The organism is Exiguobacterium sp. s7 (assembly GCF_018618195.1).
Lineage (GTDB): Bacteria > Bacillota > Bacilli > Exiguobacteriales > Exiguobacteriaceae > Exiguobacterium > Exiguobacterium mexicanum_A.
This window is the reverse complement of record NZ_JACSLO010000008.1, coordinates 56,220-69,632: the sequence shown is the minus strand read 5'-3', so window position 1 is coordinate 69,632 and position 13,413 is coordinate 56,220. Positions and strand designations below refer to the sequence as shown.

At 52.2% G+C, this 13,413-nt stretch carries 14 protein-coding genes; 7 read left to right on the top strand and 7 right to left on the bottom strand.

Annotation, left to right across the window (positions count from 1 at the left end; all coding sequences use genetic code 11):
- Positions 1-36 precede the first annotated feature (36 nt).
- From KNP79_RS11055 to KNP79_RS11040, 4 genes are all read left to right on the top strand, one after another.
- Positions 37-279 carry a hypothetical protein gene (locus KNP79_RS11055; RefSeq protein WP_215192388.1) on the top strand — a complete coding sequence of 81 codons (243 nt, stop codon included), beginning with the start codon at positions 37-39 and terminating at the stop codon, positions 277-279.
- An 85-nt stretch (positions 280-364) separates the two neighbouring features.
- Complete coding sequence (locus tag KNP79_RS11050) at positions 365-625, top strand: hypothetical protein (protein WP_034781079.1); 261 nt, start codon at positions 365-367, stop codon at positions 623-625.
- Positions 626-719: 94 nt separating this feature from the next.
- The gene (locus KNP79_RS11045) at positions 720-1,421 is read left to right on the top strand and encodes a lysophospholipid acyltransferase family protein (protein ID WP_034781080.1); all 702 of its coding nucleotides are present in this window, start codon (positions 720-722) and stop codon (positions 1,419-1,421) included.
- Positions 1,418-3,310, top strand: a complete 1,893-nt coding sequence (locus KNP79_RS11040) for an ABC-F family ATP-binding cassette domain-containing protein (protein WP_215192386.1) — start codon at positions 1,418-1,420, stop codon at positions 3,308-3,310. The genes KNP79_RS11045 and KNP79_RS11040 overlap by 4 nt, the downstream gene beginning before the upstream one ends.
- An 86-nt stretch (positions 3,311-3,396) precedes the next feature.
- Here the strand turns inward: KNP79_RS11040 and KNP79_RS11035 are convergent, their stop codons facing one another.
- The 5 genes from KNP79_RS11035 to KNP79_RS11015 all read right to left on the bottom strand — a co-directional run bounded on the left by KNP79_RS11035 (position 3,397) and on the right by KNP79_RS11015 (position 6,910).
- Entirely contained in the window at positions 3,397-4,032 is a 636-nt protein-coding gene (locus tag KNP79_RS11035) for a response regulator (RefSeq protein ID WP_034781089.1), read from the bottom strand.
- On the bottom strand, positions 4,029-5,057 hold the full coding sequence (locus KNP79_RS11030) for a sensor histidine kinase (RefSeq protein ID WP_034781091.1): 1,029 nt from the start codon (positions 5,055-5,057) through the stop codon (positions 4,029-4,031). The genes KNP79_RS11035 and KNP79_RS11030 overlap by 4 nt, the downstream gene beginning before the upstream one ends.
- A complete protein-coding gene (gene liaF / locus KNP79_RS11025; protein WP_034781097.1) occupies positions 5,054-5,746 on the bottom strand; it encodes a cell wall-active antibiotics response protein LiaF in 693 nt (230 codons plus the stop codon). The genes KNP79_RS11030 and liaF overlap by 4 nt, the downstream gene beginning before the upstream one ends.
- Positions 5,747-5,832: 86 nt before the next feature.
- On the bottom strand, positions 5,833-6,504 hold the full coding sequence (locus KNP79_RS11020; protein ID WP_138859937.1) for a PspA/IM30 family protein: 672 nt from the start codon (positions 6,502-6,504) through the stop codon (positions 5,833-5,835).
- A 22-nt stretch (positions 6,505-6,526) separates the two neighbouring features.
- Positions 6,527-6,910, bottom strand: coding sequence for a lmo0954 family membrane protein (locus KNP79_RS11015; protein WP_034781108.1), 384 nt, complete (start codon positions 6,908-6,910; stop codon positions 6,527-6,529).
- 244 nt (positions 6,911-7,154) lie between these two features.
- Between KNP79_RS11015 and rsgA the strand changes: the two genes are divergently transcribed.
- The gene (gene rsgA / locus KNP79_RS11010) at positions 7,155-8,126 is read left to right on the top strand and encodes a ribosome small subunit-dependent GTPase A (protein WP_215192384.1); all 972 of its coding nucleotides are present in this window, start codon (positions 7,155-7,157) and stop codon (positions 8,124-8,126) included.
- Between the two features lie 209 nt (positions 8,127-8,335).
- The gene (locus KNP79_RS11005; RefSeq protein WP_215192382.1) at positions 8,336-9,562 is read left to right on the top strand and encodes an NAD(P)-dependent malic enzyme; all 1,227 of its coding nucleotides are present in this window, start codon (positions 8,336-8,338) and stop codon (positions 9,560-9,562) included.
- Positions 9,563-9,601: 39 nt separating this feature from the next.
- Here the strand turns inward: KNP79_RS11005 and pflA are convergent, their stop codons facing one another.
- Both pflA and pflB read right to left on the bottom strand, forming a co-directional pair.
- A complete protein-coding gene (pflA, locus tag KNP79_RS11000; protein ID WP_021067805.1) occupies positions 9,602-10,318 on the bottom strand; it encodes a pyruvate formate-lyase-activating protein in 717 nt (238 codons plus the stop codon).
- 59 nt (positions 10,319-10,377) lie between these two features.
- Positions 10,378-12,624, bottom strand: a complete 2,247-nt coding sequence (pflB, locus tag KNP79_RS10995) for a formate C-acetyltransferase (protein WP_034781115.1) — start codon at positions 12,622-12,624, stop codon at positions 10,378-10,380.
- 360 nt (positions 12,625-12,984) lie between these two features.
- Here pflB and KNP79_RS10990 point away from each other — a divergent pair, with 360 nt between their 5' ends.
- Positions 12,985-13,407: a hypothetical protein gene (locus KNP79_RS10990; protein WP_034781118.1), complete on the top strand. Its 423-nt coding sequence runs from the start codon at positions 12,985-12,987 to the stop codon at positions 13,405-13,407.
- Positions 13,408-13,413: the final 6 nt, after the last annotated feature.

Here is a 13,413-nt window from a genome sequence, read left to right as displayed (position 1 = left end):
TTTATTATTGAATCATCTGGGAAGGGAGAGTCACTCATGCTATTTTATTTTCTCACCACGATTCTTTCGGTCGTCGGTTTGTCCGTCTCGCTCCAAACCGGTTTTTTCAAAGACCCGATCGGTACATTCCTGTTCGCCGTATTGCTCGCTATGGGCTTATCTTCATTTAAACAGTTGATCGCACAAACGAACGTCTTGCTCATCGAGCGCCGGAATCAAAAAAAGATCAAGCGCATCGTGGCGCGCATGCATTCAACTACGCGTAAACGTTCTACATAACGCTCGTCTTCCCCCTCCACTTTTGTTATTCTATTCTAGACAAGAAGAGCAAAACGGACTCAACCCGTAGGAGGCACAAACACGTATGAACGAAATCCCTTTATCGAACGAATGGCTATTACGTTATTCACCTGTCATGGAGCTTTGGCTAAAAGAAGACGGCATATTGCTCGTCGACGATGACAATCGCATTCGACTCACGCTTGAAATCGGCAGTGACCAAGTCATGCAGTTCAAGAGCATCGAACAAGATGGGGCTTACTTTGCTGTGGACCCGGTGAATAAACGAATCACGTTCGAACTCGAGGAAGAAGAAGAGGAAAGCGATTCTCGCTTCTGGGAATAAAGATTCATGCCGAAGAGTCGGATTCTCGTCAAGAGAGGAAGACTCTTTCTTCGTGTCCAGACTCATTACTGAACGATCGAGAGGAGAAATATGTATGATTCGCACCGCCATCTGGTTTATCGCCTTTTTCGCCGTCTTACCGCTGACACTTCCGTTCTATCCGAAAGCGAAGCGACTGACGCCCCCGGAACGTTATGGATACGTCCAAACCGTCGCCTATAAGTGGGCAAGCTTTCTACTACGAATCGCCGGCGCTCGCGTCCGTGTTCACGGCCAAGAGAACATCCCGAATGAACCGGTCGTCTACGTCGCGAACCACCAAGGGAACTTTGATGTCCCGATTATGATCACAGCGACGAAACATCCAAAAGCGTTTATCTCAAAAATCGAAGTGCAAAAGTTCCCAATCATTCCGCGTTGGATGGAACTGATGGGTTGTATCTTCATTGACCGCAGCGACCGGCGCCAGTCCATTAAAGCAATCCGTTCCGGCGTCGAGACGATCCAATCGGGACAGTCGATTATCGTCTTCCCGGAAGGTACCCGCTCAAAAGGAGGACCAATCAAAGAGTTCAAAGCCGGCAGCCTGACGCTCGCCACATCAAGCGGTGCCAAAATCGTCCCTGTCGCCATCAAAGGGAGCCACCATTTGCTCGAGACGACAAACCGAATCACACCGGGTACGGTCGACGTCACGTTTTTACCGGTCATCGATCCGGCAGACGTCCCGAATAAAGAAATTGCGGCGCTGGCAGAGACGATGATTCGCCGCGTCGTTGAAGGAGAAGAATCATGAGTTTATTAGCCATCGAAGGCATTCATAAAAAATTTGCAGATAAAGTCTTGTTCGATGACGTCACGATGACGATTCACCCAGGTAATCGCATCGGGGTCATCGGGGTCAACGGCTCCGGAAAGTCGACGTTCTTAAAAATCATCGCCGGCGTCGAGACCGCAGACCGGGGTTCGATGCAACACCCGAACGATTACCGGATTCGCTATTTGACCCAAACGGTCGACTTCGCCCCCGGGCAAACAATTTTAGACGCGTTGTTCACGAGTGACACCCCGTCCGTCCAGGCGTTGAAACAGTATGAGCTCGCGCGCCAAGCACTCGAGGCGAACCCGACGAGCGAACAATGGTTGGAACGCTTTATGAAAGCCCAGCAAGCAGTCGATGCAGCCGACGCATGGGAGACTGAAGCGAAGTTGAAATCGATTTTAAATCGGCTCGGTCTTCCGGACGTGACGGCAGAGATTAGCTCGCTTTCCGGTGGACAACAGAAACGGGTCGCTTTGGCCGCCGCCCTACTCGACGAAGCTGACTTACTATTACTCGATGAGCCGACGAACGAACTCGACGCCGATACGATTGCTTGGCTTGAGACGATTCTCGCTGATTACCGGGGGGCCATCCTGCTCATCACCCATGACCGTTATTTTTTGAATCGAGTCACGAATCATATCCTTGAAATCGCCGACGGGACAAGTTACTTCTATGACGGCAACTATGAGCTCTTCCTTGAGAAGCGTGCCGAACGAAAAGCTCGGTCGCATTCAATGGAGCAAAAGCGGCAAAACATCTTGCGTCGTGAGCTCGCTTGGCTGCGTCGTGGTGCCAAGGCACGGACGACGAAACAGAAGGCACGCATCCAGCGCGTCGAGGACTTGAAGCATCAAGAGACGCTTGCCGAGGATGAGGCGCTCGAAGTATCCGTCGGTTCGCGCCGCCTCGGGAAAAAAGTCATCGAGGTGGAGAACTTGTCCTTCGGTTATGACGATCACTTGCTCATTGAAGATTTCACGTGGTTGTTCGGACGCCGGGAACGGTATGGCATCGTCGGACCGAACGGGAGTGGGAAAACGACACTCATGAACTTGCTTGCCCACCGCCTCGAACCGACGAACGGGACGGTCGTCCACGGGGAAACCGTCCATCTCGGATATTATGGGCAACAAGTCGAATTCGAAGACACAACGCGACGCGTTATCGACGAGATCGAGCGCATCGCCCAAGTCATCTATACGCCGGACGGCGAAACGATCACGGCCAGTCAGATGCTCGAACGCTTCCTATTCACCCCGGACGCGCAATACAAACCGATTGCCAAACTGTCGGGTGGAGAGAAACGCCGCCTCGTCTTGCTTCGGATTTTAATGGACGAGCCGAACGTGCTATTTTTAGATGAACCGACGAACGATCTCGACACGGAGACACTGTCCGTCCTCGAGGACTATTTGGAGTCGTTCCCAGGCACGGTCATCGCCGTCAGTCATGACCGCTATTTCTTAGATCGGATCGCCGAACAGCTGATTGCGTTCGAAGACGGGACGATCAACGTTTATCATGCGGAGTACAGTGACTATTTGGCCACACTCCAAGAACAGACGAAGCAACAAGTGAAAAAAGAATCGAAAGAGAAGAAAGAGCGTGTCAAAGTCGATGTCGTCAAATTCACTTTTAAAGAGCAGAAAGAATGGGAGACGATCGAGGATGATATCGCCTCTCTCGAATCTGAGATCGAGGCAGCCGAGGCACGGCTCGCCGCAGCGGGTAGCGACCTCGGCAAAGTGAATGAACTGTACGCCGACATTGCCGCGTTGAAAGAAGCGCTCGATGCGAAGATGGAGCGATGGGAATATTTATCGGAGATTGATGAACAAATTCAAGCACAGAAGAACTAAAAACAAGGATCACGCGTCGGCGTGATCCTTGTTTGTCGTGTAGCCATGTGTGGACAATTCGAGTGCAGCGCTTGGAAGCACCCTGTTCATCCTTTACTGACGATATTATGTTGAAACGCATAAACGACGGCTTGCGTCCGGTCGTAGACGTCAAGCTTCGTCAAAATGTTGGAGACGTGTGTCTTTACCGTCTTCAACGAGATGTATAGTTCATCGGCGATGACTTGGTTCGATTTCCCTTCCGCCATCAATTGCAAAATCTCACGTTCCCTTGCCGTCAGACTCTCGTGCAACGTCTTTTCCGGATGTCGGAGCCGTTCGAGCATCTTGCCTGTCACTTGGGCGGCCATGACCGGATTGCCGGCTGCCGTTTGACGAATCGCGTCGGCGATCTCGTTGGCGTTCGCCGTTTTCAAGACGTAACTCATAGCCCCGGCCTCGATGACCGGATACACTTTCTCGTCATCCAAGAAACTCGTCACGACCAAAATCTTGGCCTCTTTCCAACTCGCCTTGATCCGCTTCGTCGACTCGACCCCATCGACAGGCTCCATCACTAAATCCATCAAGACGACATCGGGCTTCTCGGCGATGGCAAGCTCGGCCCCTGTCGCGCCATCCGATGCTTCTCCGACGACTTCGATGTCAGGCTGCGTCGACAGAAACGCCGAGACGCCGGCCCGCACCATCTCATGGTCATCAATCAATACGACTCGAATCATTCTAACCCCTCCACTTGTTGTTTCACACGCACTTCAATCTGAGTACCGACGCCTGGCACACTGACGAGTCGTAACGTCCCGCCGACCTCAGCCGTCCTCTCTCTTATCGATTGTAAGCCATATGAGGCGACTTGTGTATCATCGACATTAAAGCCGATCCCGTCGTCGTTTATTTTTAAGATGACCGTCTGTTGCACGGTCCGCATTTCGATTTCAAGTCGCTTCGCTTTCGCATGGCGAAGCGTGTTGCTAATCGCTTCTTGGACGATGCGGAACAGTTCATTCTCAGTATGTCGCGACAATTCGACTTCTTCGAGGCGCCATACGAGCTCGGTCGATTGTTTGCGTGACAGTTCTTCTAACAGGCGCTCGATTCCCGTCTTGAGCGTCATTCCTTCGAGCTCGACCGGACGGAGTTGCAACAGAAGCGAGCGCATTTCCGCCTGAGCAGTTTGTGCCATCACTTCGACCTGCTCGATTTGTTTGGCCGCCACGTCTGGTTTTGAAGTGATCGTCTGTTTGGCCGCCGTCGTCATCATCGAGATGGCGTACAGTTGCTGACTGACCGAGTCATGGAGTTCACGGGCGACACGGCGCCGTTCTTCGACGACTGCTTCGCTGCGCGCTTCCTCGACACTGACAGGTCGGTCCCCGACCCGTTTGGCCATCTCAATCATTTCCGTGCGTTGCTTAGAAATCCGGGCAATCCGTTCGAGTGTATCTCGATAAGGCGACAATGGACGGAATGTAATCTCTTTTTGATTCTCAAGCTTCCACAAGGCAATCGCCACTTCCCGGAAGTCGCGTCGCAAATAAAAATACGAACCGACCCCGAAGATGCTACCAATCAAGACGGCGATGACGAGGATAGACACACCGAAAGGCAACCCTTCTTCACGTGTGAACAAATCTCGGAGTGAAGTCGAGTCACCTATTAAAAATGCGATCGTGACGAACAGTGCCGTCAGTAGGCTGCTAAATAACTGATGCCAGACGACCGTCCTTGGATACGAATCCTTCTTCATACGGTCATCACCTCGACACTTCCGCTCATGAGCACGATATGGATGCGGACTTTCCGTGTTGCTGCTTGATAATCGTCCGAAGCCGTGTAAAAGCGACGGTTGAACACCGGTGAATAGTTCGACTCATCGACTTGAATCTTGCCGAATCCGATTGATGCATCAATCGAGTAATCGTAGCCGGCCGGAATGAGAATTCGGACGTCCCCGGCGAGTCCGTTCAATAGTAAGAACGTCTCTCCCTCCGGAATGATGGCGCGCGACAAGTCGAGTTCGACGTCACGCAACAAGAAGAATTCATTCGTGTCTTGAAGCACGTAGTGACCGCTCTCTTTCGTCCCGAACGAAAAGGCCTGTTCTTGCCGGATATGTGACTTGAACCGACTCGATTCGAGCGGACGATTCTTGTACAGTCGATAGCCGAACATGAGCAATAAACCTGACAATACAAAACCGAACGCCGCCGACGAGAAGATGAGCCCGACGAGCATGATACCGCCAATCCCGTAAAAGATATAGCTGACCGGCTGATTGCCTTTGCGGCTAAAACGACGCCCGATATACAGCAACAATAGCGGGACGACCATGCTGAAGAGGACGCTGTTACCACCCGTCGCGATATCGATAAATAGTCCAATGGCGAATAGAATGATCATAAAGCCGATGATTTGGCGTGTGTTCCAACGTTCCACATTGCTTCCCCCTCTCTAACAGTATGTAACATGAAGCAAAGAAGCGATGGCCCAACCATTCGCCGGACCATCGCTGAACCGTTGCGTCAGTCTTGTTTGAAACGACGCTCAAGTTCTTTTAGTTTTGCTTCGAAATCATCTTCGTCCGCTGGATCGATCTTCTCTTCAGCGGCCGGTTCTTGTTTCTTCTCTTCTGCTTTTTTCTCTTCTTCCGTGAATGGATGTGTCTTCGACGTCTCTGCCCCGAAGATTTGATCGAGCGCACCTTTCAATAAATCCAGGTTCTCACGCATTGCGAACTCATACCGTTTGTTTTGCATCTCATCGAGTTTCAGTCGCATCTCGAGAGCTCTGCGCTCGAGGGCATCGAGTTCACGTGCTCCTTCGTCGAGGAGACCTTCAAAATAACGATACTGCTCGCCGTAGTGCTTCGACTCGAGAGCTGCCCGTTCGGCGAGCTTGTCTTCGCCTGCTTGTTTGGCGAGTTCCGTCTGCTCGTAACGCTTATCGGCCATCTGCTTGGCGTCATCGCGTTTTGTAGCAAGTTCCTCGAGCAATGACTTTTGACGCTCAACGAGACGTTCGACTGACAGCGCCTCTTTTTCAGCACCGCGGATATGGCGGTTCAATTCGGCTTCCCCACTTGAGCGTGGAGCCGAACGTGGCCCCTCTTTATCTTGAAACTTCTTCATCTCTTTCGATAGTTCTTTCGTCAACTCGTTAGCTAAATCACGAAACTGGTCAAATGGTGTTTTCATCTTGATGTCCTCCTTTTGAATCTTAGCGACGGTTTACAAACTTCTGCCAAACTTGATCGAACGATTGAAAACTGCTGCGGCTCGCACGCGACCCGTCCGCATTGAAAATCTCGACGTCTTGTTTTTGGTTGGCATACATCATATACCCTTTAAACAATACCCATGCCACCACAATCCCGATCAACGCCCAAATATTCGATAAAATTGTGATGATCCCGATCACGGCAAGCGCGCCGTAACCGATTTTTGCGCCGACATGTGTCACGGCCATGAATCTGACTCCAGCCCACAGTGCTAAGAGCGCCCCCAAACCGAACATGATCATGTTCGGTAAAAAGCCGATTAGAACGAGAACTAAAGAGATCGCGGCCACAATGAACAATACTTGCTTCACCTGGCGATTCATCGATTATCCCTCCTCGTTAAGTACACTCTTATCATAATACGTTATTTTCAATAGTGCGACGAGCGGAAGGCTTGTTTTCCCTCGGTCTGTAGACTGAGATGATAGCGTTCTCAAATCGTGTGCTATACTAGATGCATCGAACAACGAAAGGATGATGTTTTATGAGCACCGTACAATGCGCAGTACACACTTTGTCAGCCAACAGGAGGGCGACTGTCCTCCACAACTAAAAGGAGGATTCTATTTGAATCAAACAACGACAACGGGACGTGTCACGGCACAGTTCCAACATATGTATACCATCACGACTGAAAGTGCGAACTATACGTGCAGTGTCACCGGGAAATTCCGACATGAGGCCGAAAGCGAGCGCGACTATCCGGTCATCGGTGACTTCGTCGAGTTCACCGTTCGTGAGCATGGTCAAGGCGTGATTCGGCGTCTCCTTGAGCGGCGCACTGTCCTGTCACGGGCAGCGGCCGGCAACGAGACGCGCGAACAATTGATCTGCGCGAACGTCGATTTTATCTTGATCACGATGGCGTGCGGACATGATTTCAACCTGCGTCGGCTCGAGCGCTATTCGCTCGCCGCGTGGGAAACCGGAGCCACACCGCTCATCATCTTGACGAAATCGGACCAAGTCGACAACGCCGAGGCGCTCGTCGATGAGCTCGCTTTGACGGTTCCGGGGGTCGATGTCTTCCCTGTCAGTTCACTCACAGGCGACGGCGTCGAGGCGTTGCGAGCCGCACTGCCGAGCGAAAGCACGATCGTACTCGTCGGCTCGTCCGGCGTCGGGAAATCGTCACTGACGAACGCGCTCGCCGGTGAGACCGTCGCCGAGACACAAGCCGTACGCGAGAGCGATGAGCGCGGCAAGCACACGACGACGCATCGTGAACTGTTCCGGATTGACGATTTGTTCGTCATCGACACCCCGGGCATGCGTGAGTTCGGACTTTGGGACGGGGCCGATCACCTCGACGACACGTTTCGGGATATCGAGGCACTCGCGGAGACGTGTCGATTCCGGGACTGTTCGCACGGCACCGAACCTGGTTGTGCCGTCCGAGCTGCCATCACATCTGGAACGCTCGATGCGAAACGCTATCAGAGCTTCGTCAAGCTCGAGCGCGAGCTCCGCTACGCGGAAAAACGGCAAGCGGAAGCGGCTCGTCTCGCCGAGAAGAAGAAACGAAAAACGAAAGCGTAATCTACGACAGGAGTCACAGAAAAATTGTGGCTCCTTTTTTGACCTTCCCACCCTAGCACCAAGTCTTATCATCAATCCGATATTTGTGAACAACCGTTCAGAAATAGTTCGCATAAATGCAGGCAAAACCCTCGAAAGAAAGCGGTTTCTCCGCTACAATGGATTCGTATTCGCACAGATGAAAATCGCTAGCACACAGGGAGAGACTTATGAAAACATTGAACGAACGCGCACTTGAGATGCACGCCATGCACCACGGGAAATTGGAAACGACACCGAAAGTCGACGTCGACACGAAAGAAGCACTCAGCCTCGCCTATTCGCCTGGCGTCGCCGAACCGTGCCGTCGCATCGCCGAGGATAAAGAGTTGTCGTATGACTACACGCTCCGCGCCAACACGGTCGCCGTTGTCTCGGACGGGAGCGCCGTGCTCGGTCTCGGCAATATCGGTCCAGAAGCCGCACTACCGGTCATGGAAGGAAAAGCCGTCTTGTTCAAAAGCTTTGCCGGGGTCGATGCGTTCCCCATCTGTCTCGACACGCACAACGTAGATGAGATCGTCCGGACGGTCGAACTGCTCGCACCGACGTTTGGTGCCGTCAACTTAGAAGACATTAAAGCACCCGAGTGTTTTGAAATCGAGGCCCGTTTGAAACAATCGCTCCCAATTCCCGTCTTCCATGACGACCAACACGGGACGGCCATCGTTGTGCTAGCAGGTCTCGTCAACGCACTGCGACTCGTCGACAAGACGATGCCTGAACTTCGGGTCGTCATGAACGGTGCCGGGGCTGCCGGCATCGCCATCGCGAAACTGTTGAAGCGTTTCGGCGTCGAAGACCTCGTCATCTGTGACACGAAAGGCGCAATTTACGAAGGACGCGTCGAAGGGATGAACCCGTTCAAAGATCAAATCGCCAAAGCGACAAACCGGAAGCAACATGAAGGGACGCTCGCCGATGTGCTTCAAGGTGCCGACGTCTTCATCGGCGTCTCGGCGGCCGGTGCCGTCAGCGAAGAGATGGTTCGTTCGATGGCTGTCGACCCGGTCATCTTCGCACTCGCGAACCCGATTCCGGAGATCATGCCGGACCTCGCGACAAAAGCCGGGGCGCGTGTCGTCGCGACCGGTCGTTCCGACTTCGCCAACCAAGTGAACAACGTCCTCGCCTTCCCTGGTATTTTCCGCGGGGCGCTTGACGTTCGCGCCACCGAGATCAACGAAGAGATGAAAGAAGCGGCCGTCCACGCGATTGCCGACTTGTTGACCGAGGAAGATCTCATAAACGGGGTCGTCATCCCGAGCCCGTTCGATGAGCGGATCGCACCCGCCGTCGCAGTCGCAGTCGCCAAAGCCGCCGTTGAGACCGACGTCGCCAAGCGTCCACTCGATGAGGCCGCCATCCGTCAGCACGTCAGTCAAAAACATTTGTAATCCAAAAACTGCGCAGACCGTCACGGTCTGCGCAGTTTTTTAAACGGTTCCTTGTAAGATCCCTTCCGCCCATTCGACTTCTTCCGTCGTCGGGGGTTTGATTCCTTTGAGCGGATAGTCGAGACCGAGTGCCTCCCATTTATAGACACCCATCTCATGGTACGGCAAAATTTCGACTTTCTCGACGTGGTCGAGCTTTTGAATGAACGCGGCCGTGCGGCGGAGCGCTCCTTCATCAAGTGTCCATTCTGGGACGAGGACGTGGCGAATCCACATTTTCGTTCCGCGCTCGGATAAATGTTCAGCAAGCGCGAGCGTGTTGACGTTGCTCCGTCCCGTCAGTTTCTTACACATGTCATCGTCGATATGTTTGATATCGAGTAAGACGAGATCCGTATGATCTAAGATGGCGTCCAAGTTAGGGGGACGAAGTGCACCCGACGTGTCGAGTGTCGTGTGGAGCCCGTGTTTCTTCGCTTCACGCAACAGCGCTTCTAAAAACTCTGGCTGCGCGAGCGGGTCGCCCCCTGAAATCGTGATACCGCCTTTTGATGCTTCCATGAACGGACGATAGCTGAGCGCTTCTTGAATGACGTCCTCGGCCGAACGATGGTTATTCTTTTTGAAATCCCACGTGTCAGCGTTGTGGCAATACAAGCAACGAAGCGCACAACCTTGTAAAAAGACGATAAAACGAATTCCCGGGCCGTCAACGGTTCCAAACGATTCGACCGAGTGTACATATCCCATTGTCATCGAAATGACCTCCTAACGAATGAGCGGCCTTCAGAAGAAGGCCGCCAAGCCTTGATTACTTACAATGAACCGTGGAACGTCCGGTTGATGACGTCGATTTGTTGTTCGCGCGTCAACTTGATGAAGTTGACCGCATAGCCAGAGACGCGGATGGTGAGCTGTGGATATTCTTCCGGATGCTCCATCGCATCGAGTAACGTTTCACGGTTGAAGACGTTGACGTTCAAGTGATGTCCTTTATGCTCGCCGCCCATATAGCCGTCAAGAAGTGCCGCTAAGTTGAGTTCACGAGCTACTTCTTCTTTGCCTAGTGCTTTCGGTACGATCGAGAACGTGTATGAGATTCCGTCTTGCGCATGCTCGAACGGAAGTTTCGCAACTGATGAGAGCGATGCGGCAGCACCTTTCGTATCGCGGCCATGCATCGGGTTCGCACCTGGGGCGAACGGTTCGCCGGCACGGCGTCCGTCCGGTGTGTTCCCTGTTTTCTTGCCGTAGACGACGTTTGATGTGATCGTCAAGACTGATTGCGTATGGAGCGCGTCGCGGTATGTTTTATGCTTACGCACTTTTTCCATGAACGACTCAACGAGTTCGACGGCGATTGAATCGACACGGTCATCGTTGTTTCCGAATTTAGGGAAGTCGCCTTCTGTCTCGAAGTCGACAGCAATACCTTGCTCGTTTCGAACCGGTTTCACGGTCGCATATTTGATGGCTGACAGACTATCTGCTGTGACCGAGAGACCGGCGATTCCGCATGCCATCGTCCGTAGGATTTCTGGGTCATGAAGTGCCATCTCGATCCGTTCATACGCATATTTATCGTGCATGAAGTGGATGACGTTGAGCGTGTTGACGTAGAGCTCGGCGAGCCAATCGAGCGTCCGGTCGAAGTCGGCATACACTTTGTCGTACGTGAGCACGTCTTCGGTGTTCATCTCCCAAACCGGTGCGATTTGGTCGCCGCTCTTCTCATCGCGGCCTCCGTTCATGCTGTAAAGGAGTGCTTTTGCCATGTTGGCGCGGGCACCGAAGAACTGCATCTGTTTCCCGATCTTCATCGGTGACACACAGCAGGCGATGCCGTAGTCGTCGCCAAACTCTGGAAGCATGAGGTCATCGTTCTCATATTGGATCGCAGACGTCTCAATCGACATCTTCGCGCAATATTGTTTAAATCCTTCTGGCAATTTCGTCGACCAAAGCACCGTCAAGTTCGGTTCTGGTGCTGGCCCGAGGTTTGAGAGTGAATGCAAGAAGCGGAATGAGCTCTTCGTCACGTTCGAGCGACCATCCTCACTCATCCCACCGATTGACTCGGTCACCCACGTTGGGTCACCCGAGAACAATTCGTTGTAGTCAGGCGTGCGCAAGAATTTGACGATCCGGAGCTTCATGATGAAGTGGTCGACGATTTCTTGAACGTCTGACTCGGTCAAACGACCTGCTTCGATATCACGTTCTGCGTAAACATCGAGGAATGTCGAGACACGTCCAAGTGACATCGCGGCGCCGTTCTGTTCTTTGACGGCTGCGAGATATGCAAGGTATACCCATTGGTACGCCTCTTGTGTATTTTCCGCCGGACGGCCGAGGTCAAACCCGTACGCCGCACCGAGTTGTTTCAACTCTTGGAGGGCCCGGAGCTGCTCAGACATTTCTTCCCGTGTCCGAATATCTGACTCTGATAAGAAACCGCCACGGTTCGCCAAGTCTTTTTTTCGTTCTGCAATCAAGAAGTCTAACCCGTACAAGGCAACACGACGGTAGTCGCCGATGATCCGTCCCCGGCCGTAAGCGTCAGGAAGACCTGTGATGATCCCTGACTTCCGCGCCGCCCGCATCTCAGGTGTGTACGCATCGAAGACACCTTGGTTATGCGTTTTGCGAATTTCCGAATAAATCTTTGTGATTTCAGGGTTCGGCTCGAAACCGTATGACTCAAGGGCAGCGTCGACCATCCGGATCCCGCCGTTTGGATGAATCGAACGTTTGAACGGCTCGTCCGTTTGAACGCCGACCACTTTCTCGAGCTCTTTGTTTAAGTATCCCGGTCCGTGCGAGACGATTGTCGACGGATTGTTTTGATCGACCGCCCAAACACCACCGCGTTCCCGCTCTTCTTTCGTCAATTCCATCACTTGTGCCCAAAGACGATTCGTCGCATCGGTCGGTCCGACGAGGAAACGATCGTCCCCTGTGTATTCGTGTCGGTTCAAACGGATAAACTCACCGACGTTCACTTCGTTCGTCCACTGCCCAGGTACAAATCCTGACCAGGCTGATTTAATTTCGGTTGCCATTGTGGGTCACTCCTCATAGTTGAGATAACTGCGTGCTTTCTATAAGTTGAGTGTACGTGAAAACGTGAACATTTTGTTTTACATTCTTGTGAAAGTTGTAACAATCTCATGAACGTTGGCATAAAGCCGTTTTTGTAAGCGCTTTAAATACTGTTATAATGCAAAAACCCTTCCTTCTGAAACAGATAAGTCTTGTTACCGCAGGATTCAACTCATTTCTGTATCATTTCAGATGGGATGTGACGATTTATACAGTTTTCGTAGTGATGTACCTCACACCTCGGGGATAGAACTTGAATTTTTGCCTTATATCGGACACAATGAAGGCAGAACATTGTAGAAGAGGAAGGGGTTCTTCCCATGACGTACGAATTATTGACAGCCGCTCACGATTTAAAGACCGGTGACCGCATCTCTCTTAAAGTAGAGGAAAACGGTGAACAACGTGACGGATTCATCACAGAATTTGAAGACGCAGGTTTTTGGATTCGGTTTGACGACGACATCGAAAACGAGGATTTCATCGACTACCGCGATAACTTGCTCGTTGCTCTCATCTCGCGCCCGATTGACGTGGCAGCGACGTATCCAGAGCTCGCTTCATACGAACGGTTGACGAAAGAATTGCAGTATCGTGTGTATCAAGGCTTCACCGTCGAAGGCGTCGAGGCGTCGGCTGACCAAATCGATGTGCACATCAAACTCATCGAGGACGGACAGACGTTCACACAGACACTCCGTTCTTCATTCGACCAAGATACTGAACATGTTCGCTATATCTAAGACAGG

What these genes read in the sequence shown, in the direction of transcription:
- KNP79_RS11040 (WP_215192386.1), top strand. Translation starts at nt 1,418, where the DNA reads ATGAGTTTATTAGCCATCGAAGGCATTCATAAAAAATTTGCAGATAAA.
- pflB (WP_034781115.1), bottom strand. Translation starts at nt 12,624, where the DNA reads ATGGCAACCGAAATTAAATCAGCCTGGTCAGGATTTGTACCTGGGCAG.
- KNP79_RS11055 (WP_215192388.1), top strand. Translation starts at nt 37, where the DNA reads ATGCTATTTTATTTTCTCACCACGATTCTTTCGGTCGTCGGTTTGTCC.
- KNP79_RS11035 (WP_034781089.1), bottom strand. Translation starts at nt 4,032, where the DNA reads ATGATTCGAGTCGTATTGATTGATGACCATGAGATGGTGCGGGCCGGC.
- KNP79_RS11015 (WP_034781108.1), bottom strand. Translation starts at nt 6,910, where the DNA reads ATGAATCGCCAGGTGAAGCAAGTATTGTTCATTGTGGCCGCGATCTCT.
- KNP79_RS11050 (WP_034781079.1), top strand. Translation starts at nt 365, where the DNA reads ATGAACGAAATCCCTTTATCGAACGAATGGCTATTACGTTATTCACCT.
- KNP79_RS11045 (WP_034781080.1), top strand. Translation starts at nt 720, where the DNA reads ATGATTCGCACCGCCATCTGGTTTATCGCCTTTTTCGCCGTCTTACCG.
- KNP79_RS11020 (WP_138859937.1), bottom strand. Translation starts at nt 6,504, where the DNA reads ATGAAAACACCATTTGACCAGTTTCGTGATTTAGCTAACGAGTTGACG.
- pflA (WP_021067805.1), bottom strand. Translation starts at nt 10,318, where the DNA reads ATGACAATGGGATATGTACACTCGGTCGAATCGTTTGGAACCGTTGAC.
- KNP79_RS10990 (WP_034781118.1), top strand. Translation starts at nt 12,985, where the DNA reads ATGACGTACGAATTATTGACAGCCGCTCACGATTTAAAGACCGGTGAC.
- KNP79_RS11005 (WP_215192382.1), top strand. Translation starts at nt 8,336, where the DNA reads ATGAAAACATTGAACGAACGCGCACTTGAGATGCACGCCATGCACCAC.
- KNP79_RS11030 (WP_034781091.1), bottom strand. Translation starts at nt 5,057, where the DNA reads ATGAAGAAGGATTCGTATCCAAGGACGGTCGTCTGGCATCAGTTATTT.